This is a genomic window from Phytopseudomonas straminea, from assembly GCF_900112645.1.
GTDB classification, from domain to species: domain Bacteria; phylum Pseudomonadota; class Gammaproteobacteria; order Pseudomonadales; family Pseudomonadaceae; genus Aquipseudomonas; species Aquipseudomonas straminea.
In genome coordinates this window covers 41,288-66,275 of sequence record NZ_FOMO01000007.1, presented here as the reverse complement: position 1 = coordinate 66,275, position 24,988 = coordinate 41,288, and the positions used below count along the sequence as shown (strand labels likewise).

23 protein-coding genes and 3 tRNA genes are annotated in these 24,988 nt (G+C 64.2%); 18 read left to right on the top strand and 8 right to left on the bottom strand.

The features are described 5' to 3' along the window. Nucleotides 1-10: 10 nt before the first annotated feature. The 4 genes from phrB to BM279_RS17145 all read left to right on the top strand — a co-directional run bounded on the left by phrB (nt 11) and on the right by BM279_RS17145 (nt 3,154). Nucleotides 11-1,459, top strand: coding sequence for a deoxyribodipyrimidine photo-lyase (gene phrB, locus BM279_RS17160; RefSeq protein WP_093505906.1), 1,449 nt, complete (start codon nt 11-13; stop codon nt 1,457-1,459). Beyond that, the gene (locus tag BM279_RS17155) at nt 1,456-2,226 is read left to right on the top strand and encodes an SDR family NAD(P)-dependent oxidoreductase (RefSeq protein WP_093505682.1); all 771 of its coding nucleotides are present in this window, start codon (nt 1,456-1,458) and stop codon (nt 2,224-2,226) included. Before phrB ends, BM279_RS17155 begins: the two co-directional genes overlap by 4 nt. A gap of 78 nt (nt 2,227-2,304) precedes the next feature. After that, nucleotides 2,305-2,802 (top strand): DUF2878 domain-containing protein, encoded by a 498-nt coding sequence (locus BM279_RS17150; protein ID WP_093505680.1) that lies wholly within the window; start codon nt 2,305-2,307, stop codon nt 2,800-2,802. Between the two features lie 40 nt (nt 2,803-2,842). Continuing rightward, on the top strand, nt 2,843-3,154 hold the full coding sequence (locus tag BM279_RS17145; protein ID WP_093505678.1) for a YkgJ family cysteine cluster protein: 312 nt from the start codon (nt 2,843-2,845) through the stop codon (nt 3,152-3,154). 205 nt (nt 3,155-3,359) lie between these two features. On the opposite strand, the gene BM279_RS17140 is transcribed toward BM279_RS17145, so the two are convergent. From BM279_RS17140 to hemA, 6 genes are all read right to left on the bottom strand, one after another. Next, the gene (locus BM279_RS17140) at nt 3,360-3,878 is read right to left on the bottom strand and encodes an acyloxyacyl hydrolase (RefSeq protein ID WP_093505676.1); all 519 of its coding nucleotides are present in this window, start codon (nt 3,876-3,878) and stop codon (nt 3,360-3,362) included. A gap of 119 nt (nt 3,879-3,997) precedes the next feature. Beyond that, a complete protein-coding gene (gene murI / locus BM279_RS17135) occupies nt 3,998-4,792 on the bottom strand; it encodes a glutamate racemase (protein WP_093505674.1) in 795 nt (264 codons plus the stop codon). Beyond that, nucleotides 4,785-5,552, bottom strand: coding sequence for a molybdopterin-synthase adenylyltransferase MoeB (locus BM279_RS17130; protein ID WP_093505672.1), 768 nt, complete (start codon nt 5,550-5,552; stop codon nt 4,785-4,787). The genes murI and BM279_RS17130 overlap by 8 nt, the downstream gene beginning before the upstream one ends. Beyond that, nucleotides 5,545-6,378, bottom strand: coding sequence for a peptide chain release factor N(5)-glutamine methyltransferase (prmC, locus tag BM279_RS17125; protein ID WP_093505670.1), 834 nt, complete (start codon nt 6,376-6,378; stop codon nt 5,545-5,547). The genes BM279_RS17130 and prmC overlap by 8 nt, the downstream gene beginning before the upstream one ends. 77 nt (nt 6,379-6,455) lie before the next feature. Further along, a complete protein-coding gene (prfA, locus tag BM279_RS17120; protein ID WP_093505668.1) occupies nt 6,456-7,538 on the bottom strand; it encodes a peptide chain release factor 1 in 1,083 nt (360 codons plus the stop codon). 10 nt (nt 7,539-7,548) lie between these two features. Next, nucleotides 7,549-8,829 carry a glutamyl-tRNA reductase gene (gene hemA / locus BM279_RS17115; RefSeq protein ID WP_093505666.1) on the bottom strand — a complete coding sequence of 427 codons (1,281 nt, stop codon included), beginning with the start codon at nt 8,827-8,829 and terminating at the stop codon, nt 7,549-7,551. A gap of 275 nt (nt 8,830-9,104) precedes the next feature. Here hemA and BM279_RS17110 point away from each other — a divergent pair, with 275 nt between their 5' ends. From BM279_RS17110 to BM279_RS17060, 11 genes are all read left to right on the top strand, one after another. After that, the gene (locus BM279_RS17110) at nt 9,105-10,835 is read left to right on the top strand and encodes a tetratricopeptide repeat protein (RefSeq protein ID WP_093505664.1); all 1,731 of its coding nucleotides are present in this window, start codon (nt 9,105-9,107) and stop codon (nt 10,833-10,835) included. Then, nucleotides 10,835-11,455: a lipoprotein insertase outer membrane protein LolB gene (gene lolB / locus BM279_RS17105; RefSeq protein ID WP_093505662.1), complete on the top strand. Its 621-nt coding sequence runs from the start codon at nt 10,835-10,837 to the stop codon at nt 11,453-11,455. Before BM279_RS17110 ends, lolB begins: the two co-directional genes overlap by 1 nt. Before the next feature lie 190 nt (nt 11,456-11,645). After that, entirely contained in the window at nt 11,646-12,521 is an 876-nt protein-coding gene (gene ispE / locus BM279_RS17100; protein WP_093505660.1) for a 4-(cytidine 5'-diphospho)-2-C-methyl-D-erythritol kinase, read from the top strand. Nucleotides 12,522-12,546: 25 nt separating this feature from the next. Next, nucleotides 12,547-12,621, top strand: a tRNA-Gln gene (locus BM279_RS17095). Between the two features lie 59 nt (nt 12,622-12,680). Then, nucleotides 12,681-12,755 (top strand) — tRNA-Gln (locus tag BM279_RS17090). A 44-nt stretch (nt 12,756-12,799) separates the two neighbouring features. Next, nucleotides 12,800-13,741, top strand: coding sequence for a ribose-phosphate pyrophosphokinase (locus tag BM279_RS17085; RefSeq protein ID WP_093505658.1), 942 nt, complete (start codon nt 12,800-12,802; stop codon nt 13,739-13,741). A gap of 112 nt (nt 13,742-13,853) precedes the next feature. Continuing rightward, nucleotides 13,854-14,480, top strand: a complete 627-nt coding sequence (locus BM279_RS17080; RefSeq protein WP_075931824.1) for a 50S ribosomal protein L25/general stress protein Ctc — start codon at nt 13,854-13,856, stop codon at nt 14,478-14,480. A gap of 39 nt (nt 14,481-14,519) precedes the next feature. Further along, complete coding sequence (gene pth / locus BM279_RS17075; protein WP_093505656.1) at nt 14,520-15,110, top strand: aminoacyl-tRNA hydrolase; 591 nt, start codon at nt 14,520-14,522, stop codon at nt 15,108-15,110. A gap of 34 nt (nt 15,111-15,144) precedes the next feature. Next, complete coding sequence (ychF, locus tag BM279_RS17070; RefSeq protein ID WP_075931826.1) at nt 15,145-16,245, top strand: redox-regulated ATPase YchF; 1,101 nt, start codon at nt 15,145-15,147, stop codon at nt 16,243-16,245. Nucleotides 16,246-16,702: 457 nt separating this feature from the next. Further along, complete coding sequence (locus tag BM279_RS17065; RefSeq protein ID WP_244154180.1) at nt 16,703-18,124, top strand: sensor domain-containing diguanylate cyclase; 1,422 nt, start codon at nt 16,703-16,705, stop codon at nt 18,122-18,124. A 116-nt stretch (nt 18,125-18,240) separates the two neighbouring features. After that, nucleotides 18,241-18,317: transfer RNA gene (locus tag BM279_RS17060), tRNA-Met, on the top strand. Nucleotides 18,318-18,711: 394 nt separating this feature from the next. On the opposite strand, the gene BM279_RS17055 is transcribed toward BM279_RS17060, so the two are convergent. Then, nucleotides 18,712-18,987 carry a hypothetical protein gene (locus BM279_RS17055; protein ID WP_093505652.1) on the bottom strand — a complete coding sequence of 92 codons (276 nt, stop codon included), beginning with the start codon at nt 18,985-18,987 and terminating at the stop codon, nt 18,712-18,714. 280 nt (nt 18,988-19,267) lie between these two features. Here BM279_RS17055 and BM279_RS17050 point away from each other — a divergent pair, with 280 nt between their 5' ends. The 3 genes from BM279_RS17050 (at nt 19,268) to BM279_RS17040 (ending at nt 23,429) form a co-directional block, all read left to right on the top strand. Beyond that, nucleotides 19,268-22,240 (top strand): sensor histidine kinase, encoded by a 2,973-nt coding sequence (locus tag BM279_RS17050; RefSeq protein WP_167363162.1) that lies wholly within the window; start codon nt 19,268-19,270, stop codon nt 22,238-22,240. Further along, the gene (locus BM279_RS17045) at nt 22,233-22,865 is read left to right on the top strand and encodes a response regulator (protein WP_093505648.1); all 633 of its coding nucleotides are present in this window, start codon (nt 22,233-22,235) and stop codon (nt 22,863-22,865) included. The genes BM279_RS17050 and BM279_RS17045 overlap by 8 nt, the downstream gene beginning before the upstream one ends. Nucleotides 22,866-23,024: 159 nt before the next feature. Continuing rightward, the gene (locus BM279_RS17040; RefSeq protein WP_093505646.1) at nt 23,025-23,429 is read left to right on the top strand and encodes a helix-turn-helix domain-containing protein; all 405 of its coding nucleotides are present in this window, start codon (nt 23,025-23,027) and stop codon (nt 23,427-23,429) included. A gap of 4 nt (nt 23,430-23,433) precedes the next feature. Here the strand turns inward: BM279_RS17040 and BM279_RS17035 are convergent, their stop codons facing one another. After that, entirely contained in the window at nt 23,434-24,870 is a 1,437-nt protein-coding gene (locus tag BM279_RS17035) for an ATP-binding protein (RefSeq protein WP_093505644.1), read from the bottom strand. Nucleotides 24,871-24,988 lie beyond the last annotated feature (118 nt).

The window sequence follows — 24,988 nt, the reverse complement described above, 5'->3', positions numbered from 1 at the left end:
ACGCCCCATGCTGCAACTGATGTGGTTTCGAACCGACCTGCGTATCACCGACAACAGCGCCCTTACCGCCGCCATGCAGGCCGGGCCCACGGTCGCAGTGTTTCTGCTCAGCCCGGGCCAGTGGCAGCAGCATGATGATGCGCCGTGCAAGGTGGATTTCTGGCTGCGCAACCTGACCGAGCTGAGCCGCGAGCTGCAACGCCTCAACGTGCCGCTGCTGATTCGCACAGCGGATGACTGGGACACCGCGCCAAAGGTGCTTGGCACCCTCGCCCAGGAACTGCAGGCCAATGCCGTACACGTCAATGAGGAATACGGCGTCAACGAAGGCCGCCGTGATGAAGCCGTGAGCGCGGCGCTAGACGAGCTGGGCGTGAATTTCCACAGCCACCTCGATCGCGTGCTGTTCAAGCCAGGCAGCGTGCTGACCCGTACCGGCACCTACTTCAAGGTTTACAGCCAGTTCCGCGGCGTCTGCTATCAGCGCCTGCATACGGCCCTGCCGAAACTGGTAGCGCTGCCCAAGGCACAAGAAAAATTGAAGATAGCTGGCGACCCGATCCCCGAGCAGGTGTCCGGTTTCGATACACCCAACAAAGCGCTGCGCGATGCCTGGCCCGCCGGTGAAGAAGCGGCCCGTGAACGCCTGCAGCGCTTCGCTGACGAGTGGATCGAGGACTATCACGATAACCGCGATTTCCCGATTCGCCCCGGCACCAGCCAGCTGTCAGCGTATCTGGCGGCCGGCGTGCTGTCGCCGCGCCAGTGCCTGCACGCGGCGCTGAATGCCAACGGCGGTGAGTTCGAAAGCGGCAACCAGGGCGCCGTCACCTGGATCAACGAGCTGATCTGGCGCGAGTTCTACGCCCATATTCTGGTCGGTTACCCGCACGTGTCCATGGCCCGTGCCTTCCGCCCGGAAACCGAAGCGCTGCCCTGGCGTAACGCAGCCAAAGACCTGAAGGCCTGGCAAGAAGGCCGCACCGGCATCCCGATCATCGACGCGGCCATGCGCCAGCTGCTGGAAACCGGCTGGATGCATAACCGTCTGCGCATGGTGGTGGCGATGTTCCTGACCAAGAACCTGCTGATCGACTGGCGCGAGGGCGAGCGCTTCTTCATGCGCCACCTGATCGACGGCGATCTGGCCGCCAACAACGGTGGCTGGCAGTGGAGCGCCTCCACCGGTACCGACTCGGTACCCTACTTCCGTATTTTCAACCCGATCAGCCAATCCCAACGCTTCGATCCTGACGGCCGCTTCATCCGCCAGTGGCTGCCCGAGTTGGCCTCACTCAGCGACAAGGCGATTCACGATCCGCACGCCGGCAGCAAGGGCCAGGCCAGCCTGTTCGGCGTTGGCGTGGACTATCCCAAGCCCATCGTCGACCTGCGCGCCAGCCGCCAACGCGCGCTGGACGCTTTCAAGAACCTGCCTTCGGCCAGCGAGGCGTCATGAGCGCGTTCAGCCGGCGCATCTGGCTGACCGGTGCCAGCAGTGGCATCGGTCATGCGTTAGCCGAGCGCCTGCTGAAAGAAGGCCATCTGCTGGCCCTGAGCGCGCGACGCGAAGAGCCACTGCAGGTGCTGGCAGAGCGCTTTCCTGGTCGGGTGCTGGTGCTGCCAGGCGATCTGGGCGAGCCCGCCGATGTGGACGCCATCGCCGCCAGGCTCGCCGAACAGTGGGGCGCGCTGGACTGCGCGATTCTAAATGCCGGCGTCTATGAACATGTGGACGCCAGCAACTTCGAGGCGGACGCCTTGGCCCGGGTGATGCGCGGCAACCTGTTCTCGGCCAGCCACTGCATCGTCGCTGCCCTACCGCTGCTGCGTCGTGGTCAAGCGCCGCACCTGGTCGGTGTTGCCAGTGCGGTCACCTACCTGCCGCTGCCGGGCGCCGGCGCCTTCGGGGCCGCCAAGGCCGCTGTGCGTTACCTGCTCGAATCCCTGCGCGTGGATCTGGCCCGGGAAGGGATCGCCGTTACCGTGGTCACCCCGGGTTTCGTCGACACGGCGCACTCGGAAAACAGCGGCTACTCCACACCAATGCGCTGGTCAGCCGACAAGGCCGCCCGGCATATCGCCAAGCGCCTACACGCGCGCCCGCTGGAAATCGCCTTTCCCGGCCCGTTCATTGCTGCGCTCGGCCTCCTCGGTCGGCTGCCTGCGCGCCTGCGTTTGGCCCTAAGCCGCCGCCTGCTGCATAGCGAGCGGGACATCTCCTGACACGCCCGAAGCTTGCACCAACATTGCTGGCACAGGCACCATCGGCGCCCTTTATGTTCAGCAACCGGATAGCATCGAGTGTCTAGAAACCTGCTCAACGCCCTGCTGTTTTTAATCGGCTGGCTCGCCTGCCTACTCGGCGGCGGCGACTGGCTATGGGTGGTTGCGGTGGTACTGCTGGTACACCTGATGCGTATCGGCAGTTGGCAACGCGAGGGCAAGTTGCTGGTCAGCGCCTTCCTGTTCGGTAGCGCCGTGGACAGCTTTCTGCTGCAGCTGGGCCTGTTCGATTTCGGTGAGGCGCGCCAGTTGATTCCGCTCTGGCAGGCATTTGTCTGGCTTCTGGTGGGCACCACGCTCTATCACTGCATGGAGTGGACGGCCGCGCCCTGGTGGCGCGCCAGCCTCGTTGGCGCCTGCTTCGCGCTACTCTCCTACGGCGCCAGCACCTGGCTCGGTCTGCTGCGCCTGCCCTTCGGCGAGGCCACTACTCTGGCACTGGTGGCGCTGCTCTGGGCCATCATGCTGCCACTGCTGCATGGTTTCGCCCGGCTCTACGCTGCCCGCCCGATGTAAGGTTTGCGTGGCGCCGTGCAGCCTCGCGTAGACTAGGCCGATGAGCGACGCCCTACAGATTCCCCATACCCAGATCGACGAACAGGTCAGCTGCAGCACCTGCGCGGCCTGCTGCTGCCAACTGGAAGTGATGCTGATCACCGATACCGGTGTGCCTGAGCGTTTCATCGACAGCGACGAATGGGGCGGCGAAGTGATGCGCCGCCTGGACGATCGCTGGTGCGCGGCACTGGATCGCGACACCATGCGCTGCACCATCTACGAAGTGCGCCCGCTGATCTGCCGCGAGTTCGAAATGGGCGCGCCAGAGTGCCTGGAAGAACGCCGCGGTATCGGCAGCATCTATCGCTGACCTGGCGCCTAACCGCGCAAAAAAACCGGGCCTTGGCCCGGTTTTTTTGCATCAGCTACAGATTAGAGCCTGTTCAAAGTCTCGCGAGCTAGAGCAATGCAAGGCGAAAACAGGCGAGGACGCGGAGTTTACGAGCTGTAAATGAGCAGTCCGAGCCTGTTTTTAACGCAGCAGTGCCGACGCGCAGCAGACATTGAACAGGTTCTTAGTAGTTGAAGCGATAGTGCAGCGAATACGCCTCTACACCATCGTTCGGCTGCTTGATGCCGGCGTTGGAATAGTGCATCGCACGGATGCCCACTTCGTGACCACCGGCGAAACGCAGGCCCGCACCGATGCGGTCTTCGAACTGGAACGACGACCCCAGGTCGTTGGACTCCAGACGCGTGCTGGAGAATGCTGCCACCCCGATACCGGCTTCCAGGTAGGGTTTGACGGTCTGCCCGGCGAACTCGTAAACGAATACCGGTGCGAACGAAATGCTGTGGTTGGTGGCGGTATCGTCACCCTGCCAGTAGGTGTAACCGGCATCCCAGTAACCACCCAGATGACCGACGCTGCTTTCGAACCAGCGGCTGTTGAAATCGAACTGCGCACCCAGGCGGTAAACCATGGTGGAGTCGCCCGTCTGGCCGACGGAAACGCTCAGGCCTGCGGCCTGAACTGCTGTAACGGACCCAAGAGACAACGCAACTGCAGCGGCCAAGCCAACCAGCTTCTTCATTGGAGCATCCTTGTATAGGGACTTTTTTAGTCTTTTAAGTGAGGCAGGGTGAAAACTACAGTTACAGACTTTAGACAAGTTCCCTTCGTTCTAAAAATATTTACTGTCCTAACGGCCAATTAATTTCCAGGCAGCACGGCCACCGGCTCGGCGCTCCCCCAAAGCAGTGGCAACACCCGTTGCATGGCCGCCGGCTCGCCGCTGCACCAGAAGCGATCGACGCCACGCGGCCCGTTGGCCAGTAGGTTGCGACTGGCCAGCAACCGTTGTAGTTGCCGGGCCACCGCCGCGCCCGTGTCGATCAGGCTGATCGACGGGTCAAGCCACTGCTCGAGCAGCGGCCGCAGGAAGGGATAGTGGGTACAGCCGAGGATCAGGGTGTCGCAGCCCTCGGCCAGCAGAGGCTCGACGTAACCGCGCAGCAAAGCAAGCAAAGCAGGGTCGTGCAGATCCCCCGCCTCGATCAACTCGACCAAACCCGGACAGGGCTGGGTGACCACCCGCACATCACTGGCGAACTGGTCGAGCAAGGCAGCGAAGCGCGCACTCTTCAGCGTCCCGGTGGTGGCCAGCACGCCAACCACCCCAGAGCGCGTCGCGGCTGCCGCAGGCTTTACCGCTGGCTCCATGGCCACAATCGGCAGCTGCGGATAAAGAGTGCGCAGCTCACCCACACCAGCAACAGTCGCGGTATTGCAGGCCAGCACCAAGGCCTTGGCGCCGCGTTCGAGCAGGAACGAGGCGATAAACCGGCAGCGTTCACGAATGTACTCGGGGCTTTTTTCCCCGTAGGGCACGTGGCCGCTATCGGACACGTAGAACAAGGTTTCCTGCGGCACCAGCGTGCGGATTTCCCGCAATACCGTAAGACCGCCAATGCCGGAGTCGAATACCCCGATCGGCGCGTCACGCATCGGCGCCATTCCCGCATACGGCGCAACCCGGGTCGCGCTTTACCCGCAGTTCGCGGAAGCGCGAACCAAAGGCATCGATCAGCAACAGGCGGCCGACCAGCGGCTCGCCGAAGCCGGCGAGCAGCTTCAGCGCTTCCAGCGCCTGCAGGCTACCGACCAGACCGACCAGCGGCCCGACCACGCCGGCTTCGCTACAGGTCAGCTCTGCCTCGCTGCCATGACCGTACAGGCAGTGGTAACAAGGGCTGTCTTCGCGGCGCGGATCGAACACGGACAACTGCCCTTCCAGGCGGATCGCCGCACCACTGACCAGCGGCCGGCGCGCCGCCACGCAAGCGGCATTGACGGCTTCGCGAGTGGTGAAGTTGTCCGAGCAGTCGAGTACTAGATCTACTGCCGCAACGGCTGCGGCCAGGGAGTCCGCATCCAGGGCCTGGCGATGGGGGCGCAGCGTTACCTGGGGATTGAGCGCGCCGAGCCGCGCCAGTGCCGAGTCGACCTTGCTCCGGCCGATGCTCTTCGTGTCGTGGGCGATCTGCCGCTGCAGGTTGCTCATGTCGACGCTGTCGAAGTCCGCCAGGTGCAGCTCGCCCACACCAGCCGCCGCCAGGTACAGGGCCACGGGCGAGCCGAGGCCGCCAAGGCCGACGATCAGCACGCGGCTGCCCTTGAGACGCAGTTGCCCGTCTACATCGATCTGCGAGAGTAGAATCTGCCGGCTGTAGCGCAGCAGTTCCTCGTCGCTCAGGTGTTCATTCATGTGGCCACCGCCCCAGGCTGATGCGCTCATGATCGGCGAGATCACGGCGGCTGTGAACCTCGACGAAGCCGCGCTGGCTGAATAACTCGCGCACCATCTCTGCCTGATCGAAACCATGTTCGAGCAACAGCCAGCCAGGCGCTGCCAGGTAGGCAGGCGCCTGCTCGATAATCAGGCGGATATCGTCCAGCCCGTCGACGCCCGACACCAGCGCGCTGCTCGGCTCGAAACGCACGTCGCCTTCGCCCAGGTGATGATCATCGCTGGCTATATAGGGCGGGTTGCTGACGATCAGCCCATAGCGCTCGCCTGCCAATGCCGAGAACCAGTGGCTCGGGCGGAACGAAGCATTCGCCAGGCCCAGCCGTGCGCGATTTCCGTCGGCCAGCGCTACGGCTTCATCCACCTGGTCGACGCCGATGACCTGCCAGGCCGGCCGTTCGCTGGCCAATGCCAGGGCGATGGCGCCGGTGCCGGTGCCTAGATCGAGCACCCTGGCCGGGCCACCGGGCAGCAGCGCCAGCGAGGTTTCCACCAGCAGTTCGGTGTCCGGGCGCGGGATCAGGGTGTGGGGCGCGACGTCCAGGTCCAGGCTCCAGAACCCCTGACGACCGAGGATATAGGCGACCGGCTCGCCGTTGCGCCGACGCGTCAGACTGGCGGCGAAGGCTTCAGCGACAGCTGGCTCGACTTCACGATCAGCCCAGGTCCGCAGGTAACTGCGCGGCTTGCCCAATGCATGGGCCAGCAGCAGCTCGGCGTCCAGGCGCGGCGTCGGTGAGTCGGGCAGCGCAATGCTGTTAAGTAGAAATTCGATAGTGGCCATGGCGGGCTTCCTGGGCGGATCGGGGCGCTAGCATCCTGAGTGGATAAAGAAGTCCCCGCTCCCCCCCTGCTTTCGGTTCAGTCGCTTAACGCGGCCAACTGATCGGCCTGGTACTCGGCGAGCAGCGGCTCGATCACCGCATCGACGCCGCCGGCGATCACTTCGCCCAGGGAATACAGGGTCAGGTTGATACGGTGGTCGGTCACTCGGCCTTGCGGGAAGTTGTAGGTGCGAATGCGCTCGGAGCGGTCGCCCGAGCCGACCAGCAGCTTGCGGGTGTCGGAGATTTCCTTGTGAGCTGCCGCGTCCTGCTGGTCCTTGAGCTTTGCCGCCAGCCAGGCCATGGCCTTGGCGCGGTTCTTGTGCTGGGAGCGCTCTTCCTGGCACTCGACCACGGTGCCGGTGGGAATGTGGGTGATGCGAATCGCCGAGTCGGTGGTGTTGACGTGCTGACCGCCGGCGCCGGAGCTGCGGTAGGTGTCGACACGCAGATCGGCTGGATTGATCTCGATGGCCATCTGCTCGTCCGGCTCGGGCAACACCGCAACGGTACACGCCGAAGTGTGGATACGGCCCTGGGACTCGGTTTCCGGCACGCGCTGCACACGGTGTGCGCCGGACTCGAACTTGAGCTTGCCGAACACGTTGTCGCCCTCGACCCGGGCGATCACTTCCTTGAAGCCGCCGTGCTCGCCTTCGTTGGCCGACAGCACCTCGACGCGCCAGCCCTGCTTCTCGGCGTAACGCGAGTACATGCGGAACAGATCGCCAGCGAAGATCGCCGCCTCGTCGCCGCCGGTGCCGGCGCGCACTTCGAGGAACACGTTACGACCGTCGTTGGGGTCCTTGGGCAGCAGCATGCGCTGCAGGCTGTCTTCCAGCTCGGTAAGGCGCGCGCGGGCGGTGTCGACTTCTTCCTCGGCCATTTCGCGCATATCCGGGTCGCTGTCCTTGAGCAGCGCCAGGGCGCCCTCAAGGTCGGCCTGCACCTTGCGAAACTCGCGAAACGCGGCGATCACGGGCTCGATCTCGGCGTATTCCTTGGAATAGGCGCGAAACTGGGTCTGGTTGGTGATCACCTCGGCGTCGCCGAGCAGTGCCGTGACCTCTTCGAAGCGGTCGTGCAGCAGGTCGAGTTTGTTGATCAGCGAAGCTTTCATTGCATGCCTTTTATTTATTGACCAAGCCGGACGACGTGCCTTCTTCCAGAGCGAACAGCTCCTGAGCCACGCCCAGCGCATCGATGCGCCCGGTGGCGGAGAATTTCTTCAGTTGCACGCTGGGCGCGTGCAGCAGCTTATTGGTCAGGCCTCGGGCCAGCTGGGCCAGCACATCTTCGGCGGCAGCGCCATTGGCGAGCATGCGCTGGGCCCGGGCCAGTTCGTCGTCGCGCAAGCGCTCGGCCTGCTGGCGATAAGCGCGGAGCACATCGACGGCGGCCAGCTCGCGCAGGCGCGCCATGAAATCGTCGGTGCCGGCGGCGACCAGTTCCTCGGCGGCCTGGGCCGCGCCCTGGCGACTTTTTAGGTTTTCGGCGATGACTTCATGCAGATCGTCGACGGTATAGAGGTACACGTCATCCAGCTCGCCGACCTGGGGCTCGATGTCACGCGGCACGGCGATGTCGACCATGAAGATCGGCTTGTGCTTGCGCTGCTTGAGGGCGCTTTCCACCGCGCCCTTGCCGAGGATCGGCAGCTGGCTGGCGGTGGAGCTGATGACGATGTCGCTGTGCACCAACTCCTGGGGAATGTCGGAGAGCAGCACAGCGTGGGCGCCGAACTGCTCGGCCAGGCTGCTGGCGCGCTCCAGGGTGCGATTGGCGACCACAATACGCTTGATGCCTTGGTCGTGCAGATGGCGGGCCACCAGGCTGATGGTCTCGCCGGCACCGATCAGCAGCGCCTGGCTGCGATGCAAGTCGGCGAAGATCTGCTTGGCCAGGCTTACGGCGGCAAAGGCCACCGACACCGGGTTCTCGCCGATGGCGGTATCGGTGCGCACGGTCTTGGCGGTACTGAAGGTGGCCTGGAACAGGCGCCCCAGCAGCGGGCCCAGGGTGCCGGCCTCGCGGGCCACGGCAAAGGCGGATTTCATCTGGCCGAGAATCTGCGGCTCACCGAGCACCATGGAATCGAGGCCGGAGGCCACGCGCATCATGTGACGAACAGCCGCATCATCTTCGTGAATATAAGCGCAGGCGCGCAGCTCTTCGACGCTCACATGGTGGTAATCGGCGAGCCAACGCAGCACCGCATCGACGCCCGGGCCGTCCTGTTCGAGGTACAGCTCGCTGCGGTTGCAGGTCGACAGGATCGCCGCCTCACGGCTCGGCGTGTCGCGGCAAAGCAGCTGCAACGCCTCTACGAGCTGCTCGGGAGTAAAAGCCACGCGCTCGCGAACATCCACCGAAGCGGTCTTGTGGTTGATACCGAGGGCGATAAAGGCCATGCACGTCGCTGACAGGGGGTTGGAAGCCGGTAATTGTCCTACTTCGGCCGGTGCAGGACAACCATTGCACCATGCATGGCGCCGATAGCCAGGGCTGATCGACGGCAATGAGAATGACTTCGCCAGCACCACAAGGGTGCACCCGGATTGAATGCAACCCGCCCGGGCTTCGGCAGTCCAACCTCACATCGCCAGGACACGCGGGCTGCCCCATGGGCTTGCCCAACGGCTTGTGTCATGATGGCCAAAACCGCAGGTTAGTCGCATCCCCTCTTATGAATAGACCCATCGCGTTGTTCACCGCCCTGGCCTTGCTGGGTGGCTGTCAGACTTTTGCGCCGTCCGCGCCGGACGGCAACGTACCCGTGGAAGATCCAGGCACCGAGGCCACCGCCAAGGCGCCGGAGAACTACGGCTCGTTCAGCCAGGAAACCCTGCTGGCGCTGCTGACCGCCGAACTGGCCGGTCAGCGCAACCGCTTCGACATTGCTCTGAGCAACTATGTGCAGCAGGCCAACGCGACCCAGGATGCCGGCGTCGCCGAGCGCGGCTTCCGCATCGCCGAATACCTGGGCGCCGACCAGGAAGCGCTGGATACTGCACTGGTCTGGGCCAAAAACGCGCCCGACGATATGGACGCCCAGCGCGCCGCCGCCGTGCAACTGGCCCGCGCCGGCCGCTACGACGAAGCCATGGACTACATGGAGCGCGTACGCCAGCGCCAGGGCAACACGCATTTCGACTTCCTCGCCCTGGCCGCCGCGGAAACCGACCCGGACACCCGCGCAGGTCTTTTGCAGAGCTTCGACCGCCTGCTCAAGAAATACCCGAACGACGGCCAGCTGCTGTTCGGCAAAGCCCTGCTCCTGCAGCAGGACGGCCGTGCCGAAGAAGCCCTGAAGCTGCTGGAAACCAGCGAAGCCAAACAGGATCAGTCCGCCCCCCTGCTGCTGCGCGCACGCCTGCTGCAGAGCCTGGGTCGTGGCGAGGAAGCGCTGCCGCTGCTCAAGAAAGGCATGGAGCGCAACCCGAGCGACAAACGCCTGCGCCTGACCTATGCCCGCCAGTTGGTCGAGCTGGGCCGCATGGATGAAGCCCGTGGCGAATTCTCTTCGCTGCTGCAGCAATTCCCGGAAGACGACGACCTGCGCTTCTCCCTGGCCCTGGTCTGCATGGAGGCCGAAGCCTGGCGCGAGGCCATCGTCTATCTGGAAGAGCTGATCCAGCGCGACGCCCACGTCGACGCGGCGCAATACAACCTCGGCCGTGCCCACGAAGCCCTCGGCGAAGTGGATGAAGCTTTGCTCGCCTACTCGATGGTCGGCACTGGCACCGATTACCTGCCCGCCCAGGCGCGCATGACCGATCTGCTGGTCGCCAACGGCCGCGGCGCAGAAGCGTCCAAGCACCTGGCCGAAGCCCGCGACAGCGATCCGGAGTACGCCCTGCAGTTGTACCTAATCGAAGCCGAGTCGTTGTCCAAGCAGAACAAGCCCGACCAGGCCTGGGACCTGATCCAGAAGGCGCTCAAGCAATACCCGGGCGACATCAACCTGCTCTATACCCGCGCCATGCTCGCCGAGCCGCGTGGCGATCTGAAGCAGCTGGAGCGCGACCTGCGCCTGATCCTGGAGCGCGAACCGGACAACGCCATGGCCCTCAACGCCCTGGGTTACACCCTGGTCGACCGCACCGATCGCCATCAGGAAGGCCTGGAGCTGATCCAGAAAGCTCACGACCTCAACCCGGAAGATCCCGCCATTCTCGACAGCCTGGGCTGGGCCAACTACCGCCTCGGCAACCTGGCCGACGCGGAGAAGTGGCTGCGCCAGGCGTTCGAGCGTTTCCCGGATCACGAAGTCGCCGCCCACCTGGGCGAAGCCTTGTGGGCTCAGGGCAAACAGCGCGAAGCGCGGAAGATCTGGCGCGACGCCCTGAAAGAACAACCCGAGAGTGAAATTCTGCGCAGCACCGTGCAGCGCCTGACCGGATCGGAGACCCCCTGATGTCGCTTCGCCCCCTACTCGTACTCGCCCTGATCACCCTGCTGGCCGGCTGTTCCGGCCTGTCCACGCGCGAGTCAGTGGAACAGGGCCTGGGCGACCCCGCCCGCTGGCAGGCGCACAAGCAACAGATCGGCACCCTCGATGGCTGGCAGATCAACGGTAAGGTCGGCATCCGTGCCCCACGCGACTCGGGCAGCGGCACGCTGTTCTGGCTGCAACGCCAGGACTACGCCGACATCCGCCTGTCCGGCCCGCTGGGCCGCGGCGCGGCGCGTCTGACCGGGCGCCCCGGCAAGATTGAGCTGGAAGTCGCCAACCAGGGCCGCTACCAGGCCGAGTCACCGGAAGAACTGCTGCAACAGCAACTGGGCCTCAACCTGCCCGTCTCGCACCTGCTGTGGTGGATTCGCGGCCTCCCCGCACCGGACAGCAAGAGCCGCATCACCCTGGACGCCGACAGCCGCCTGGCGCAGCTCAGCCAGGATGGCTGGGAAGTGAGCTACACCCGCTACGCCGAACAGGATGGCTACTGGCTGCCCGAGCGCCTGCGCCTCGAAAGCCACGATATTCAGGTGACCCTGGTGATCAAGGACTGGCAACCGCGCCACCTCGGCCAGTAATCGCCCCAGTCCTGCGCGCGATGCCCCTCCGCATCGCGCGTTTTTTATGCTCGTAATTCCCGCGTCGTAGCCCGCGGTTGAGCGCAGCGATACCCAGGATCATCATCCCGGTCGTCGCTGCGCTCGACCCGGGCTACCGGCTGCGCTAGCCTGCGCGACTCACTCATCCCCTCTTACCAGCCATTGCCCAATGACGACCCACGCCATTTCCGCTGACGCCGAACTGATCCTGCCGGCACCGGCCAAGCTCAACCTGATGCTGCACATTCTCGGGCGCCGCGACGACGGCTATCACGAGCTGCAGACCCTGTTTCAGTTTCTCGATCACGGTGACGAACTGGGCTTCAGGAGTCGCGAGGACGGCGTGATCCGCCTGCATACCGAAATCGACGGCGTGCCCCACGACAGCAACCTGATCGTGCGCGCCGCCAGGCAATTGCAACGGCAGAGCGGCACCCGCCTGGGCGCGGACATCTGGCTGAACAAGCGCCTGCCCATGGGCGGCGGCATCGGCGGTGGCAGCTCGGATGCGGCGACCACCCTGCTCGGCCTCGATCACCTATGGCAACTGGCCTGGGGCGAGGATCGCCTGGCGGCCCTGGGCCTCGGCCTGGGCGCCGACGTACCGGTCTTCGTGCGCGGCCGCGCGGCCTTCGCCGAGGGTGTCGGCGAAAAACTCACACCGGTCGAGCTGCCCGAGCCGTGGTTTCTCGTCGCCATACCGCAAGTGCTTGTCAGCACAGCAGAAGTTTTCTCCGACCCTGAGTTGACACGCGATACGCCGCCCATTAAAGTTCGCAGCCTTCTTGAGGGGGGTGGTCGTAACGACTGCCAGCCGGTCGTCGAGAAGCGTTACTCAGCTGTTCGTAACGCGCTGATCTTGCTGAACAAATTTGTTCCGACAAGATTGACCGGCACTGGAGCTTGTGTGTTTGGGAGCTTCCCAAACCGGGACGATGCTGATAAAGTCGCCCGCCAACTTCCAGCCACACTGCCAAGTTTTGTTGCGCAGGGTGCCAACGTTTCGATGTTGCACCGCAAGCTGCAAGAACTGGCCAGGAAGTGAATGCGTAGCATCGGTTATACGTTACAGGGGCGTCGCCAAGCGGTAAGGCACCAGGTTTTGATCCTGGCATGCGTTGGTTCGAATCCAGCCGCCCCTGCCATAACCACCCAAGGGTGGCTCGTACTACCGAATTGAGCAGCATTGCGTCACACACGATACAGGGGCGTCGCCAAGCGGTAAGGCACCAGGTTTTGATCCTGGCATGCGTTGGTTCGAATCCAGCCGCCCCTGCCATTTTTATACTCATCCAGGTTACCCTCAGCCGGCAGGTACTGCGCGTGTCCAAGATGATGGTCTTTACGGGGAACGCTAACCCCGATCTGGCGCGACGTATCGTTCGTCAGCTGCACATTCCCCTCGGTGATGCCTCGGTCGGTAAATTCTCCGACGGCGAAATCATGATCGAAATCAACGAGAACGTCCGCGGTAAGGACGTTTTCCTGATTCAGCCGACGTGCGTGCCAACCAATGACAACCTGATGGAACTGGTGGTGATGGCCGACGCCTTCCGCCGCTCCTCAGCGACTCGAATCACTGCTGTCATCCCCTACTTCGGCTATGCCCGCCAGGATCGCCGCCCGCGCTCCGCTCGCGTGGCAATCAGCGCCAAGGTCGTGGCCGACATGCTCACCGTGGTAGGCATCGACCGGGTTCTCACCGTCGACCTGCACGCGGATCAGATTCAAGGTTTCTTCGATATTCCGGTCGACAACATCTACGGCTCGCCCGTACTGGTCGACGACATCGAAGATCAGCGCTTCGACAATCTCATGATCGTTTCCCCGGACATCGGCGGTGTGGTGCGTGCTCGCGCCGTGGCCAAGAGCCTAGGCGTCGATCTGGCGATCATCGACAAGCGTCGTGAGAAGGCCAACCACTCCGAAGTGATGCACATCATCGGTGACGTGGAAGGTCGTACCTGCATCCTGGTCGACGACATGGTCGACACCGCCGGCACCCTCTGCCACGCGGCCAAGGCTCTGAAGGAACACGGCGCTGCCAAGGTGTACGCCTATGCCACGCACCCGGTGCTGTCGGGTCGTGCCATCGAGAACATCGAGAACTCGGTACTGGACGAACTGGTGGTGACCAACACCATCCCGCTGTCCGCCGCCGCGCAATCCTGTTCGCGTATTCGTCAACTGGACATCGCGCCGGTTGTCGCTGAAGCGGTACGCCGCATCAGCAATGAAGAATCGATCAGTGCGATGTTCCGCTAACCCGGAACGCCCCTGACGAAACATGCCTGGCCACCTGGCCAGGCCTTTCACCGAACCGCCCCGCCGCTGGTCGCAAGCGTAACGGGCGGTTTGGTTATTCTGGAGAAGTGAAATGACTGCTGAATTTACCCTGAATGCCGAAGCGCGTTCCGACCTGGGGAAAGGTGCGAGCCGCCGCCTGCGTCGTAACGCCAGCCTGGTTCCTGCCGTGATCTACGGTGGCGACAAGGCTCCCCTTTCCATCAGCCTGGTTGCCAAGGATTTCGCCAAGCTGCTGGAAAACGAAGCAGCTTTCAGCCACGTGCTGAACCTGACCGTTGACGGCAAGAAAGAAAACGTTCTGATCAAAGCCCTGCAGCGCCACCCGGCCAAAGGCTTCGTTCTGCACGCTGACTTCATCCGCGTGGTTGCCGGCCAGAAACTGACCGCACACGTTCCGCTGCACTTCATCAACGAAGCTACCTCCGTTGGCGTTAAGCAGAAAGGCGGTGAAGTTCTGCACTCGCTGAACGAAGTTGAAGTCTCCTGCCTGCCGAAAGACCTGCCGGAGTTCATCGAAGTCGACTTCGCCAACGTTGATCTGGACCAGACCGTTCACCTGTCCGACATCAAACTGCCGAAAGGCGTTGAGCTGGTTGCTCTGGCCCACGGTAGCGATCTGCCGGTTGCCAGCGTTCACCTGCCGCGCGTTCGTGCAGAAGACGCAGCCGAAGGCGAAGGCGAAAGCACCGCCGAGTAACTCCGGCTCGCTACGCCTGCTTCAAGAAAGGGCTCCTGTATGACTGCCGTACAACTGATCGTTGGCCTGGGTAACCCGGGGCCCGAATACGACCAGACCCGGCACAATGCAGGGGCCCTTTTCGTTGAGCGCCTGGCGGACAGCCAGCGCGTCAATCTCAGCGTTGATCGCAAGTATTTTGGCCTGGTGAGCAAGTTCAATCACCAGGGCCGCGAAGTTCGTCTGCTCATCCCCACCACCTTCATGAACCGCAGCGGCCAGTCCGTAGCGGCGTTGGCGAATTTCTTCAAGCTCAAGCCCGAAGAAATCCTGGTGGCCCACGACGAACTCGACATGCCTCCCGGCGTCGCCAAACTCAAACAGGGTGGCGGGCACGGCGGGCATAACGGGCTGCGCGACATCATTGCCCAGCTCGGCAACCAGAACAATTTCCACCGCCTGCGGCTTGGCATCGGCCACCCCGGACACGCCAGCATGGTCTCCAACTTCGTCCTCGGCCGCGCGCCGCGGGGCGAACAGGAACTGCTGGATACCAGCATCGACTTCGCCTTGGGCGTCCTCCCGGAAATACTCGCCGGTGACTGGACAGTAGCGATGCGCAAGCTGCACAGCCAGAAAGCCACTCTCTAATTTCATCTACCGCCATTGGCGCGAGGGATACACCATGGGATTCAACTGCGGCATCGTCGGCCTGCCCAACGTCGGCAAGTCCACCCTGTTCAATGCCCTCACCAAGTCCGGCATCGCCGCTGAGAACTTCCCGTTCTGCACCATCGAGCCGAACAGCGGCATCGTGCCGATGCCCGACCCGCGCCTCGATGCCCTGGCCGAGATCGTCAAGCCCGAGCGCGTGATCCCCACCACCATGGAGTTCGTCGACATCGCGGGCCTGGTCGCCGGCGCCTCGAAAGGTGAAGGCCTGGGCAACAAGTTCCTCGCCAACATCCGCGAGACCGACGCCATCGCCCACGTGGTGCGTTGCTTCGAAGACGAGAACGTCATCCACGTCGCCAACAGCGTCGACCCCAAGCGCGACATCGAGATCATCGACCTCGAGCTGATCATGGCCGACCTCGACAGCTGCGAGAAGCAGCTGCAACGCGTCGCCCGTACCGCCAAGGGCGGCGACAAGGAAGCCGTGGCGCAGAAGGCGCTGCTGGAAAAGCTCATCCCGCACTTCACCGAAGGCAAGCCGGCGCGCAGCCTGCTCAAGAACCTGGGTGACGACGAGAAGCGCCTGGCCAAGACCTTCCACCTGCTGACCACCAAGCCGGTGATGTACATCGCCAACGTTGCCGAAGACGGCTTCGAGAACAACCCGCACCTGGACGTGGTGAAAGCCATCGCCGAGGAAGAAGGCGCCATCGTCGTGCCGGTGTGTAACAAGATCGAAGCCGAGATCGCCGAACTGGACGATCTGGAAGAGATGCAGATGTTCCTGGAAACCATGGGCATGACCGAGCCCGGCCTGAACCGCGTGATCCGCGCCGGTTACTCGCTGCTCAACCTGCAGACCTACTTCACCGCCGGCGTGAAGGAAGTGCGCGCCTGGACCGTCAAGGTCGGCGCCACCGCCCCGCAGTCCGCTGCCGCCATTCACACCGACTTCGAGAAAGGCTTCATCCGCGCCGAAGTCATCGCCTACGACGACTTCATCCAGTACAAGGGCGAAGCCGGTGCCAAGGAAGCGGGAAAATGGCGCCTGGAAGGCAAGGAATACATCGTCAAGGACGGTGACGTGATGCACTTCCGCTTCAACGTCTGAGCCCTCGCCGTGACCGACAAAGCCGCGTGAAAGACGCGGCTTTGTTGTTTCTGCAGCTCGATAGTTGTACAAGGCGACCTGCGATACGGCTTTTTGCCAGTATTGGCCTATGCTTTGTGCGGCGCAGCAGTATACTGGCCCTGCCCTTCCCTGCAGGCGCTGAACCGTGAAACCCGACCGTGAGTGTTCTGCCCCTGGATTGTCGCCCGCCAGCACTGCGTCAGCGCGCCTAGATGCGCTGCTGCGCCTTGCCAAGCGCTGTTCCGGCTTTAGTCTCTGTGGCGTTGTTACCATCGGCAGCGGTAATGAGCCAATAAAGCTCGACTCTCCGCAGTCCGACAGTATTCAGGATGCCCTGTTACTGCTGATCGCACGCACTCGACTTGGCCAGTCCGCACTGCTGATTCAGGAAACGACGGTCTGCCCCGAGCCCCTGAGCTGCTTTGCTGGGTATCCGTTGCACACTAATACGGGCGAGTGCCTGGGCGTGCTTTACGCGGCTGACACAACGCCACGAAGCATTGATACCGACCTGCACCTGTCACTGCAGGACATCGCAGACAGCGCCGCCCAGATACTCACCCTGGCTCATGCCAAGGCCGAGGAAACGCTGCTGGCATTGGCCATCCAGGGCAGCGGCACCGGGGTATGGGATCGCGACCTGAGCACTGGCAGGATCCACTACTCTGCCGCCTGGAAATCCATGCTTGGCTATACAGCCAGTGAAGTGAGCAACCGTATTGAGGATGCCTACACGCGCGTTCACCCCGACGAACTCGAACAGGTGAAGCAGACGATACAGTCCCACATCAGCGGCCAGACCGAGCAATATCAGGTTGAGCATCGCCTGCGCTGCCGAGATGGCAGTTACAAATGGGTATGCAGCCGCGGCAAGGTGGTCAGCCGGGACGCAAGCGGCAACCCCCTGCGCATGCTTGGTATCACCACCGATATCAGCACACTGCGTTCACTGTCCGAGCGTCTGCAACAGAACGTCGAGCTGATCACCCAACTGACCGACCAAGTGCCAGGTGTGGTCTTTCAGTTCTGTAGCCAGGTGGATGGTAGTGGCCACTTCACTTACCTCAGCGCTGGCGTTCGCGACCTGTTCGAAGTGACCCAGGAACAGATGCTGCAGAACCCGACACTGCTCGATAGCTGCCTGCACCCGGACGACCTGGAGATATTCAATCAATCTCGCGCACAAGCCCTGCGCGAGGTCTGCATCTGGCACATCGAATACCGCGTGCAACTACCCATGCAAGGCCTGCGCTGGCACCTGGGCGAAGCACGACCACAGCGCAGAGCGGATGGCAGCGTCGTTTGGCATGGCATGGTCACCGACATCACCGAGCGCAAACGCTTCGAGCGCGAACTGCACGAGTTCGCCTCCATGGACGCCCTCACCCAGCTCGCCAACCGCCGCGTGTTCATGAACTATCTGGAAACCGAACAAGCACGCATTCAACGCCGCGACATCAGCACCTCGAGCCTGCTGATGTGCGACCTGGACCACTTCAAACTGATCAACGACCGCTGGGGGCACGGCATCGGCGACCGCGCCCTGCGCCATTTCAGCGACATCCTGCGTGCGCAGCTACGAACCAGTGACCTCGCCGGGCGCATCGGCGGTGAGGAGTTCGCCGTACTGCTCAGCGGCGCCGACAGTTTTCCGGCACGCGACTTCGCCTGTCGCGTACAACACGCCATGGCCTGCCAGCCGCTGCGCGTCGACGGTGAGGAAATTCACCTGACCCTCAGCATCGGCCTCACCCAACTGAGCACTCAGGATGCTACCCCGGATAACGCCCTCGGCCGCGCCGACAAGGCGCTCTACCGCGCCAAGCAGAACGGACGCAATCGCGTGGAGATCAATTGAGTGAGCCGCGGCAGGAGAAAAACTAGGCCAGACGCCTAAGCAGTTGAAAGTTCGTAAATTTATTCTACACCAGGGCTTGACACCCCCCCGACAGATAAGGAAAATGCGCGCCACTCGGCTACGTAGCTCAGCTGGTTAGAGCATAGCATTCATAATGCTGGGGTCCGGGGTTCAAGTCCCTGCGTAGCCACCAAAAAAAACAAGGGTTTACCGAAAGGTAAGCCCTTTTTTGTTTGCGCTCGAAAAATGTGCAGTGACTAGAAGTGCTCCCCCCACCCCGCCCCACTCGCAGCCCCTAAGTCGACGCAGCGATCACATTGTTCCCTACTTCGATGACAGGGTTGCCGAGTACGGCGCCATCGGCGCCGATATTGGTAATCACCGGGGTGGTGGGTGGTTTTAGGTAGAAGTGCCAGAAGGCAAAGCCCGATTCCGCTATCACGATCAGTTTTTCACCGCTACATTCCATTGCCGGCATGTGCCGTGTAGCAAACCGTGCAGCCACCTGGTTGGATGGGCGCTATCAGCGCCCACAACGCAAAAAGGCTTATCACCTGATAAGCCTTTTCGTCGTGTATGCGTTGCCGCTAAACCACCAGAAACCCCGCCACGATCAGCGCCGCCAAGGTTACCACGCCGAGGATTAGCAGTATCCGGCGGACGCCTGAGTTTTCAGGGCTATCGAGCAGCGGCTGGCTGGGTAATGGCAGGTAGGCCGGTGTGGTGCTGAGTTTGAGGGGACGCTGGATGCGTAGGACGTTGTTGCCCTTGGGATCGGGCTTGGCGCTGAAGTTGTCCCATGAGGCGTTGTGCCCCTGCTGTCGGCGGCCTTCGCGCCACCACTCTCGGTCTTCCGGTCCCATGCTGCGCCCTCCTGGCTGGTGTGATCTGATCCATCAGAGCTGCATCGGCAGCTGCAAGTTCAGTGTACGCCTGTAAACCGCTTCGCGTGGGGCGATATTGGCACCGTCAATCGGTTGGTATTCGGCGGTGGCGCTGGCACGCCCGCGGGCACGGTTGCACAATCCGCTTTTCCCTATGCGCCCGACTTCTGCCGTGACTGCCCTCGCCTCCCCTTACCTTCGCCGCCAGCCCTTGTGGGTAAGAGGCTGTTGCGCCTGGCTGCTGGCAGGTGTGCTAGGCATGCCGGTACAAGCCGAACCGCTGGCGCAGCGCGAACACCATCGCTGGACCATGGCCGACGATGACGGCCCCAATCAGGTCGGCGCTCTGGCGCAAACCCGCGACGGCTATCTGTGGCTGGGCGCCGACAGCGGCCTGCTGCGCTTCGATGGTTTCGACTTCACGGCTTACCAGCCCAGCGACGGGCAGCCGCTGGGCACGGTCGCCAGCCTGCTGGCAGTGGACGATGGCCTGTGGGTTGGCCTGCGCGCCGGCGGTGCCCGGCTGATTCAGGGGCGCAGCACGCGCAGCTTCGCTCCTGGCCAGGGCATGCCGGGTGGCGCGCTGTATGGGTTGGCGCGGGATCACGACGGCACTATCTGGGCGGCGGCCCATGAAGGGCTGGCCCGCTTCGACGGCGAACGCTGGACCACCGTCAGCGCTGAGCAGGGCTTCAACGCCAGAAGTGCGCGGGCAGTCTTCCTCGACCGCGACGGCACTCTGTGGGCCGCCAGCAACCATCACCTCTATCAGCGCCCTGCCGGCGCCTCGCAATTCAGCGAAGTGGACGGCGGCCTCGACTGGCCCAGCCAGATCGTCCAGGCGCCAGATGGCTCGATCTGGATCGCCGAACGCTACCTCAACCGCCTGCACCGCGTGATGCCTGGCGACCAGTCGCACCTGCAGAGCCAGCCGGTGGATGCGCCAATCAATGGCCTGCTGTTCGATGACGCCGGCGGGCTGTGGACCAGCACGCCGGGCAACGGGTTGCGCCGTTACCAGAAGGCGCAGTTGCCGCTGGACATTGCCCACGCCGAGTGGGTGACCCGCCGCGAAGGCCTGAGCGCCGATTACCTCTGGCCGCTGCTGGAGGATCGCGACGGCACGGTATGGGCCGGTAGCAATGCCGGGCTCGACCGTTTTCGGCTGCGCGAACTGAGCCCCGCGCCGCTGCCGGCCGGCACCCTGAACGCGGCACTGGCGGTGGCCAGCGATGGCGCGCTGTGGGCAGCCAGCGGCAACCGCGGCTTGCTGCGCCTGCACAACGGGGAGCTGCAGCGCTGGCCCATCGCCGAGCCGGTGACCGCCCTGCTCACCGGCACCGACAGCGACGTGTGGGCCGGGGGGCCCCATGGCATCTGGCACGCCACATCAGCCGGTGCCGAGTTGCAGGCCCGGCTGCCCGAGCAAGCGCCGGAGGATGCCTCGGTAAGAGCGATGGTCCAGGCCGACGACGGCAGTCTGTGGGTGTCAATCAACGGGCTTGGGCTGTTCGTGCTGCGCGGCGAGCAATGGCAGGCGGTGGCTGGCGTCAGCGAACAGCAGAGCCAGACGATGCCGGTCAGCGCCGGGCGCGACGAACAGGGGCGACTGTGGTTCGGCTACCGCGACAACCTGCTGGTCAGCCGCCAGGGCGAAGGGCTGCGCCAGTGGGGCGAAGCGGATGGGCTGCGGATCGGCCACGTGACCGCGCAGCTGCACCATCACGGGGTTTCCTGGTTTGGCGGCCAACACGGCCTGGCGCGCTTCGACGGTAAGCGCTTGCAGATGCTGCCACTGCCGGCCAACGGCCAGTTCGACAATATCTATGCGCTGCTGCCCGGCCGCGACGGCGACCTGTGGGTACATGGCAAGGGCGGCATCCTGCAGTTGCCGGCGGCCGAGATAGTACGAGCTCTGGCCGAGCCGGGCTATCGCCTGCGCTACCGCTCGGTGAGCCTGGATGGCAGCCTGGCCAACGACCCCTACCGCGTACTGCCGCTGCCTACCGGTGTGGTAGGCGCCGATGGCCGGCTGTGGTTCTCCACCAGCGCTGGCGTGAGCCTGCTCGACCCGGCGCGCCAGCCGGCGGTCGCTGCACTGCCGCCAGTGATGATCGAGAGCGTGCAGGTCGATGGCGTTCCGCAGCCGCTGCCCGCCCCGCTGCAGCTGCCAGCGGGCAGCCAGCGCCTGGTCATCGACTACGCAGCGCTGAACCTGCGCGCCCCGCAAAGCCTGGCCTTCCGCTATCGGCTGCAGGGCTTTGACAGCGAGTGGATCGAGGCCGGGCGCCAGCGACGCGCCACCTACACCGGGCTGCCGGCGGGCGATTACCGCTTTGAGGTGCAGGTGTTCGACCAGAGCGGTGGCGAGCCGGCGGCCCCGACCGTGCTGACCTTCAGCGTGGCGCCGGCATTCTACCTGCGCCCGCTGTTCTATGTGCCGACGGGCGCGGCGCTGCTGCTGATGCTCTGGTGGCTGCATCACCGTGCACTGCGCCGTGAGCGCCGGCGCCTGCGCCTGCAACTGCACGCCCAGCAGAGTGAGCGTGAACGCATCGCCCGCGAACTGCACGATACCCTGCTGCAAAGCGTGCAGGGTCTGATGCTGCGCTTCCAGGCAGCTGCCGATACGCTGGCAACCGATCACACGGCCCACACGCGGCTGGAGCGTGCCCTGGACCGCGCCGACGAGGTGATGCAGGAAGGCCGCGAGCGGGTGCAGCACCTGCGCCAAGCCGGCACCGGCGGTCTGGGGCTGGCGGCCGAGCTGAGCCGATTCGTGCAGAGCCTGGACGAACCCGGCATCGAGCTCGCCCTGCACGTCAACGGCGACCAGTGCCAGCTGCATGCCGCCGTGCAGGACGCCGCCTATCGCATCGCTGTCGAAGCGATCAGTAACGCAATGCGCCACGCCAAAGCGCGGCAGATCACCGTGATGCTGAATTACGATGCGCGCGGTTTGCGTCTGCGCATTGAGGACGACGGCCAGGGCATCGCCGCCGACTACGCCACAGCCAATGGCAGGCCTGAGCGCTGGGGCGTGCGCGGCATGCATGAGCGTGCGGCGCAGGTCGGTGGCACGCTCGACGTGCAGGCGCTGGCCAGCGGCGGCACCCGGGTGGAACTGCGGATCAAGGCGGCGCTGTCCTATGCCGACCAGACCCGGCAAACGTGGCGCCGCTGGTTCTCGCGCCAGGGCCGCCCACCACAGAGAGAAACGCCCCATGAGTGACACGCCCATTCGCCTGCTGGTGGTCGACGACCATCCGCTGCTTCGCGAAGGCATCGCCGCGGTGCTCGAAGCCCACCCGGAAATCGAGCTGGTCGGTGAAGCCGATAACGGCGAACAGGCCGTGGCGCTGTTCGCCGAACTGCGCCCGGACGTGACGCTGATGGACCTGCAGATGCCCGGCCTCAATGGCACCGAAGCGATCCGCGCGATTCGCGCGCAGTTCGCCGATGCCTGCATCGCCGTGCTCACCACCTACAGCGGCGACGCCCGCGCCTTGCAGGCAGTGCAGGCCGGCGCCCGTGGCTATCTGCTCAAGAGCATGCTGCGCAAGGAGCTGGTCAGCGCCATTCACTGCCTGGCCGCCGGCAAGCGCCACTTCCCGGAGCCGATCGCCAGCGAGCTGCTCGCCACCATCGCCGAGGATGGCCTCACTCGGCGGGAAACCGAAGTGCTCCAGCGCACCGCCCAGGGCCTGGGCAACGGCGATATCGCCACGCAGCTGGCAATCTCCGAGGATACGGTCAAAGGCCATATGCGCAGCATCATGACCAAGCTCAAGGCCCGTAACCGCACCCACGCGGTGAGTATTGCCCTGCAGCGCGGGATCATCGATAACTGGGACTAAATGCCTGCGGGCCAAGGTTAAGCCGACCCTTAACCTTAATTAACATTACGCAACTCGCCCGTAACACCGCCCTCTTCAACAATCCCTACTGCCCCGCGACACGACGTCGCACGGCGCCGCCAAACCGCGGTGCTGCCAGGCGCCAGTTGGGATATCAGCATGAAGGGCATCCAGGGTTCCGCACCGTCGCAGGCATCGGCCGGCAAGCTCGCCGCCTGGCAGGAAGCGATCGCCAAACAGTTGATGCTGGCCAACCTGGATGCCGGCATTTCGGTCGCCGAAATCGCCGAGGCCTGCGCCCTGTCGCGCAGCCACTTCACCCGCAAGTTCAAGGAGAGCACCCTGCTGTCGCCCCACGTGTGGTTGCGCCAGCAGCGGGTCGACAAGGCCATGGAGTTGCTGCGCGACTCGCCGTTGTCGCTGACGCAGATCGCCATGGAGTGCGGCTTCTTCGACCAAGCACATTTCTGCCGGGTGTTTGCCAAAAGCCAGGGCATGAGCCCGCTGGCTTGGAAGCGCCAACAAGCCATGCGGGCCGAGGTTTTACGGAAGCTGGCCTGCTGAGCGCTCAGCCCAGGGCAGGAATCTGCCAGGCGCTGGCGAGAGTGGCCTCCTCGGCCTTGTGCCGGGCGAAGGCGCGGGTGCAGCCGAGCATGTGGTAGTAGACCGCCTCGCCGTCACGGCGCAGACCGATCAGCGACAGCGCCACCAGGCGTGCCACGGCAGCGCAGCGCGCGGTGGCGCTGACCGGCACCTCGGCCAGGGCCTGTTGTGCATCCGCCACCGTGAAGTACGTATCGCAGCGCGCCAGGCCCTGCAGGCAACGGCGCTCCTCGGCGCTGAGCAACCCGTAGCTCCACTCCAGCGACGCCTGGAGGCTGGCATGCCGGGCTGGCGTGCTGCGCCGCCCGAGCAGGCTCAGGTAACTGTGGTTGTCGAGCTGGGCGAGGATGCCGTCCAGGCTCTGGGCGTCGAGCTGCGCGGCGGCCAGTTCGATGGCCAGTGGCAGGCCGTCGAGCCGCCAGCACAGTTCGGCCACCCGCGGCACATCGCTTTCCAGCAGCCGAAAATCCGCCTGGCGGGCTCGCGCCCGGCGCACGAACAGCTTCACCGCCGGGTAACGCAGCGCCGCGGCCAGACGCAGATGACTGCCGAGCGGCGGCGCCTCCAGGGGCGCCAGCGGCTGTACGTATTCCTCGGCGGTGCGCAGCGCCTCGCGGCTGGTGGCGAGTATGCGCAGGCCTGACGCGGCCTGCAGCAACGCTTCGCTGAGCGCGGCGCAGGCATCGACCAGGTGCTCGCAGTTATCCATCAGCACCAGCATCTGCCGGTTGGCCAGAGTCGCCTGCAGGTGAGCCTGGGCGTCGACGCCCTCGGGCACCGCGATGCCCATCTCCGAGGCCAGGGTGGTCGCCAGCTGCGCCGGCTCGGTGAGCGTCGCCAGGTCGGCGAAGCGCACGCCATCGGCGAAATAGCCGAGCTGCTGCTGGGCGACGCGCAGGGCCACGGTGGTCTTGCCCACCCCGCCGGGGCCGATCAGGGTGATATGCCGGCGCGTGTGCAAACGCCGCGAAAGGTCTTCGATCAGCCGGTCGCGGCCCTCGATGCGCACCGGCCGGCTGGGCAGGTCGCAGGCCGCTGCGAGCCCATCCGTTTTGGACTGGCCGACCTGCTCGACATGGGCGACGAAGCTGTAGCCGCGCTGGCGCACGTTGGTGATGTAGTCGCGTGATTGCGGGCACACCCCGAGCACCCGGCGCAGGGCGGAAATGTGCACGCGCAGGTTGATCTCTTCGACGAAGGTCTTCGGCCACACCCGGGCGATGATCGCCTCCTTGCTGACGATCTTGCCGGCGCTTTCCACCAGCACCAGCAGGATATCCAGTGCACGGGCGCCGATGGGCAGCGGGCGATCGCCATCGAGCAGCAAGCGGCGCTGGGGGTGCAACTCGAAGCGGCCGAAACGCAGGACGGTGTCGCTGCCAATGGGTTCGAGATCAGGCATGACCTGTTCAGCATCCCGCCATGCCGGACGTCACCCATCGGGTCTCGGCTGATCGGCGCTTTGCCGCTCCTGTTCTGATAAGAGAATCATTCTCTACCGTTCGTCGCCCCGGCAACAT